This window comes from Acidovorax sp. HMWF018 (genome assembly GCF_003061035.1).
In the GTDB taxonomy this organism is placed as follows: domain Bacteria; phylum Pseudomonadota; class Gammaproteobacteria; order Burkholderiales; family Burkholderiaceae_C; genus Acidovorax; species Acidovorax delafieldii.
The window spans coordinates 1-3,807 of the sequence record NZ_QAIM01000569.1 but is presented as its reverse complement, the minus strand read 5'-3'; the positions used below and the strand labels follow the sequence as shown (position 1 = coordinate 3,807).

Annotated in this window: 4 protein-coding genes; 3 read left to right on the top strand and 1 reads right to left on the bottom strand. The window is 66.0% G+C overall.

All coding sequences use genetic code 11. The features are described 5' to 3' along the window. Positions 1-33 precede the first annotated feature (33 nt). The 3 genes from DBR23_RS24325 (at position 34) to DBR23_RS24315 (ending at position 3,116) form a co-directional block, all read left to right on the top strand. Positions 34-378 (top strand): DUF4212 domain-containing protein, encoded by a 345-nt coding sequence (locus DBR23_RS24325; protein ID WP_056061890.1) that lies wholly within the window; start codon positions 34-36, stop codon positions 376-378. Then, positions 371-2,467 (top strand): VC_2705 family sodium/solute symporter, encoded by a 2,097-nt coding sequence (locus tag DBR23_RS24320; RefSeq protein ID WP_108499833.1) that lies wholly within the window; start codon positions 371-373, stop codon positions 2,465-2,467. The genes DBR23_RS24325 and DBR23_RS24320 overlap by 8 nt, the downstream gene beginning before the upstream one ends. A 124-nt stretch (positions 2,468-2,591) precedes the next feature. Beyond that, on the top strand, positions 2,592-3,116 hold the full coding sequence (locus DBR23_RS24315) for a hypothetical protein (protein ID WP_108499832.1): 525 nt from the start codon (positions 2,592-2,594) through the stop codon (positions 3,114-3,116). Between the two features lie 142 nt (positions 3,117-3,258). Here the strand turns inward: DBR23_RS24315 and DBR23_RS24310 are convergent, their stop codons facing one another. After that, the gene (locus tag DBR23_RS24310; RefSeq protein ID WP_056061897.1) at positions 3,259-3,618 is read right to left on the bottom strand and encodes an FKBP-type peptidyl-prolyl cis-trans isomerase; all 360 of its coding nucleotides are present in this window, start codon (positions 3,616-3,618) and stop codon (positions 3,259-3,261) included. Positions 3,619-3,807 lie beyond the last annotated feature (189 nt).

The following is a 3,807-nucleotide window of genomic DNA, read 5'->3' as shown; positions in this document are numbered from 1 at the left end:
ACCCGCCATCGCGTCCGTGATGCCGCGCCAGTGATGCCGTTGCAGCAGCCCGCTACCCGCCCCGCCGACGCCGAGATGGCGGGGCCGTTTCCCCCCGACTTGCACGACGTGCGCCACCTGTGGCTCAAAGCAGGTTTGCTCCTGCTGTGGGCTCTGGTGTCGTTTGGTGCCACCTACTTCGCCCGGGACCTGCAGGTACTGGTGGTGGGGGGCTGGCCTCTGGGCTACTGGATTGCGGCGCAGGGCGCTGTGCTGGTGTTCATCGCCATCGTGGTCGCCTACGGCTGGGCCATGAACCACTTTGAGCGGCAGGACCAGCAGCAACGCGAGGCGTTGGAGCTTTCCGCCCCTCCCGCAGAAGACCGCGCCCATGGCTGAGCGCAAGCCAAGCAGCGCCGAGGCGGACCGCGCCTATTTGTGGCGGCTGCACCGTATTCTGGCGCTGTACGTGGCGGGGGTGCTGGGCTTTCTGGCACTGATGACCTGGGCTGAGCACCAGGGGCTGTCGCGCCACTGGATCGGCCCGATTTTTCTGTTCCTCACCGTCATGGTGTACGCCGGCATCGGCGTGTACGGCCGCACGACGGACCCTGAGGACTACTACGTGGCAGGGCGGCGCATTCCACCCATGTACAACGGCATGGCGACGGCGGCCGACTGGATGAGTGCGGCCTCGTTCATCAGTCTGTCGGGCGCGCTGTACCTGCAGGGCTTTTCGGGCACGCCGGGGCAGGCAGGTGGCCTGGCCTATCTGCTGGGGTGGACGGGGGGCTTCTGTCTGGTCGCCATGCTCATTGCACCCCACCTGCGCGCCATGGGCCTGTACACCGTGCCCGACTTTTTTCACGTGCGTTTTGGCGGGCGCTGGCCGCGTGTCATTGCCGCACTGGCAGCCGTGTTGTGCTCTTTCACTTACGTGGTGGCGCAGATCTACGGCGTGGGGCTGATTGCGTCGCGCCTCACCGGCGTGCAGTTCGAGATCGGCATCATGCTGGGCCTGGGCGGGGTGCTGTTGTGCTCGTTCCTGGGCGGCATGCGGGCCATCACCTGGACGCAGGTGGCGCAGTACGTCGTGCTGCTGCTGGCGTTCATGATCCCGGTGTCGTGGCTTGCGTACAAGCAGCTGGGCAACCCGCTGGCACCATTGGTATATGGCGCGCAGATCAGCAAGATTGCCGACCTGGAGGCGCAGTTACTCGACTCCCCGGCCGAACACCAGGTGGTGCAGGCTTACCTGCAGCGCGCCAAGGACTTCGAAGCGCGCCTGCAGGATGTGGATGCCGCCCTGGAGCGGGAACGCGAAAAGGGCCGTGAGCGCATCCGGGCCCTGCGTGCGCAGAATGCTGATGTGGGCCTGATCGTCTCCGCCAGCCGCGAGCTGGCGGCGCTGCCCCGCGATGCGGCAGCTGCCCGCGAGCGCTGGACCCGCGAAATGCGCGAGAACTACGAGCGCGCGCGTCCTTTGGGCGGGCTGCCGCCCCACAGCCAGGCCTATGCCGGCGACCCCCACGGCACCCCCGAGGAGCAACGCGACTACGAGCTCACGCGCCGCAATTTTCTGGCGCTGATGCTCTGCCTGATGGTGGGCACCGCCGGGCTGCCCCACCTGCTGACCCGCTACTACACATCGCCCACGGTGTCTGCGGCCCGTGCGTCGGTGGGCTGGTCGCTGTTTTTCATTGCGCTGCTGTACCTCAGTGCGCCCGCCCTGGCTGTGCTGGTGAAGTTCGAGGTCATGCAGAACCTGGTAGGCAGCAGTTTTGAGGCCCTGCCCACCTGGATGGCGCAGTGGGCGCGGGTGGACAGCTCGCTGCTGTCGGTGGAAGACGTGAACGGCGATGGCCTGATCCAGTTTGGTGAGATCCGGCTGGGGGCCGACCTCATCATGCTGGCCACGCCCGAACTGGGTGGGCTGCCGTATGTAGTGTCGGGCCTGGTGGCGGCAGGGGGGCTGGCAGCGGCGCTGTCCACGGCCGACGGCTTGCTGCTCACCATCAGCAATGCGCTCGTGCGCGACCTGTATTTCCAGGACACGCGCCGCCAGGCGTCGCCCGAGCAGCGGGTGATCCTGACCAAGTTCACGCTGCTGGCCGTGGCCTTGTCGGCTGCGTTTGTGGCGGCGCTCAAGCCATCCGAAATCCTGCCCATGGTGTCGGCGTCCTTCTCGCTGGCGGCGTCGGCGTTTGTGCCGGTGATGGTGCTGGGCATCTTCTGGCGGGGCACCACGCGGCAAGGCGCGGTGGCGGGCATGCTGGGCGGGCTGGCCATCACGGTGTACTACATGCTGTCGCATGTGCCCGCCATGCAGGCGCTGCCGCGCTGGCTGCTGGCCGATGGGTTGTGGTTCGGCATCCAGCCCATTTCGGCCGGGGTGTTTGGTGTGCCCTGTGGCCTGCTCGTTACCTTGGTGGTCAGCTGGATCACCCGGCCTGCACCGCCGCTGCCACGCATTCGCTCGGAGATGTGAGGGGTTGGCGCCGCGCGGGGGTTATGTGTAAACCCCGATTTGCAGAGGTGCCAAAACATGGGATTCTGGTTCGCAGGTGATAGCCTTGCGGCGTCCCCCGCGACTGCTCACTACTAGGAGACTCATGGTTCTCGTCAAAACCCCCGCAGGCCAGGAAGCACTCAAGGATCGTCACGGCAGCCTGAGCTCGCGCCAGCGTTCGGCCTTCATTCTTTTTGACGGCAAGCGCACCACGGGGGAGATTTTGGCGGCCACGGCGGCCATGGGCATCACGCAGGACGATGTGCAGGCGATGATCGCCCAGGGGCTGTTGGCGCCGGTCGGGGGGCAGATGGCTGCCGCAGTCGTGGGCTCCGTTGCTGCCGGTGCACCCCTTGCCTCCGCCACGCTGGCAGAAGCTCCCGCCACCGATCTGGGCACGGTGGCGTCGCCCGTCGAAGGCTCGGGGCGTTCGCCCATGGAGCGCTACCAGGCGGCGTATCCCATCGCCACGGAGCTGACGGCGGCGCTGGGCTTGCGCGGGTTTCGCTTGAACCTCGCGGTGGAGGGCGCAGGCAGTTTTGAAGACCTGGCGGCACTGGCCCCCAAAATCCGGGAAGCGGTGGGTGATGCCAAGTTCGAGCGGCTGGACAAGGCGCTGTTTGATTGAGGCCCCGGGGTTCCGGACTGGTGTTGATGGATAGGAGCCTGAGGGCTCCACAGCCACAGCCCGTTTGCAAGATGCGCGGGCATGAAAAAAGCGGCCCGGGGCCGCTTTTGTTTTGCCGATGTAGACCGGAAGGGGGCTGAGATCAGCGGCCCACCTTGAGCAGTTCCACGTCGAACTTGAGCGTGGCGTTCGGGGGGATCACGCCGCCCGCACCGCGCGCACCGTAGCCCAGGGCGGCGGGGATGATCAGCGTGCGCTGGCCGCCGATCTTCATGCCCTGTACGCCTTCGTCCCAGCCCTTGATGACCATGCCGGCGCCCAGTGCAAATTCAAAAGGGTCGTTGCGGTCGCGGCTGGAGTCGAACTTGGCTCCTTGCTCACCGTTGTTGTACAGCCAGCCGGTGTAGTGCACCGACACGTTTTGGCCCTTGGTGGCTTCGGCGCCTTCGCCCACGGTGGTGTCTTCGTATTGCAGGCCGGATGCAGTGGTGGTCAGTGCCATGGGAGTTCCTTGTTTGCTATTAAAAATATAGCTTCAGGCGCATGTTTTGATTGCGCTTGAAGCTATTTTGACCCCTATTTTAACGAAAGCCCCGCGCGGAGGTCCGGCGGGGCTTTTCCCTGCGGGGCAGGGCGAGCAGGGGGAGGGGAGAGGGCTCAGGCCTTCTTGGCGCGGCCTGCGACCCAGCGG

What these genes read in the sequence shown, in the direction of transcription:
- DBR23_RS24315 (WP_108499832.1), top strand. Translation starts at nt 2,592, where the DNA reads ATGGTTCTCGTCAAAACCCCCGCAGGCCAGGAAGCACTCAAGGATCGT.
- DBR23_RS24310 (WP_056061897.1), bottom strand. Translation starts at nt 3,618, where the DNA reads ATGGCACTGACCACCACTGCATCCGGCCTGCAATACGAAGACACCACC.
- DBR23_RS24320 (WP_108499833.1), top strand. Translation starts at nt 371, where the DNA reads ATGGCTGAGCGCAAGCCAAGCAGCGCCGAGGCGGACCGCGCCTATTTG.
- DBR23_RS24325 (WP_056061890.1), top strand. Translation starts at nt 34, where the DNA reads ATGCCGTTGCAGCAGCCCGCTACCCGCCCCGCCGACGCCGAGATGGCG.